Origin of the sequence: Streptomyces sp. JHA26 (genome assembly GCF_002005565.1) — a bacterium.
In the GTDB taxonomy this organism is placed as follows: Bacteria; Actinomycetota; Actinomycetes; order Streptomycetales; family Streptomycetaceae; genus Streptomyces.
The window spans coordinates 1-745 of sequence record NZ_BDJC01000160.1; the positions used below are offsets into that span (position 1 = coordinate 1).

Below are 745 nucleotides of genomic sequence, written 5' to 3' on the forward strand. Positions count from 1 at the left end.
ATCCAGGTCGGCTCCGTGGCCGTCGGCGGCGACGCCCCGGTGTCGGTGCAGTCGATGACCACGACCCGCACCTCCGACATCGGCGCCACCCTGCAGCAGATCGCCGAGCTGACGGCCTCGGGCTGCCAGATCGTCCGGGTGGCCTGCCCCACCCAGGACGACGCCGACGCGCTGCCCGTCATCGCGAAGAAGTCGCAGATCCCGGTCATCGCGGACATCCACTTCCAGCCCAAGTACGTCTTCGCCGCCATCGAGGCCGGCTGCGCGGCGGTGCGGGTCAACCCGGGCAACATCAAGCAGTTCGACGACAAGGTCAAGGAGATCGCCCAGGCGGCGAAGGACCACGGCACCCCCATCCGCATCGGCGTCAACGCCGGCTCGCTGGACCGGCGCCTGCTGCAGAAGTACGGCAGGGCGACCCCCGAGGCGCTGGCCGAGTCCGCCCTGTGGGAGGCGTCGCTGTTCGAGGAGCACGGCTTCCGGGACATCAAGATCTCCGTCAAGCACAACGACCCGGTCGTCATGGTCGAGGCCTACCGCCAGCTCGCCGCCCAGTGCGACTACCCCCTCCACCTCGGCGTCACCGAGGCCGGCCCCGCCTTCCAGGGCACCATCAAGTCGGCCGTCGCCTTCGGCGCACTGCTCTCCCAGGGCATCGGCGACACCATCCGCGTCTCCCTGTCGGCCCCGCCGGTCGAGGAGATCAAGGTCGGCATCCAGATCCTGGAGTCGCTGAACCTGCGCC

At 69.8% G+C, this 745-nt stretch carries 1 protein-coding gene; it reads left to right on the top strand.

The window, feature by feature from the left end:
- Nucleotides 1–745 (top strand): flavodoxin-dependent (E)-4-hydroxy-3-methylbut-2-enyl-diphosphate synthase (ispG, locus tag JHAT_RS33520; RefSeq protein WP_143660637.1); only part of this gene is annotated, 745 nt, incomplete at both ends.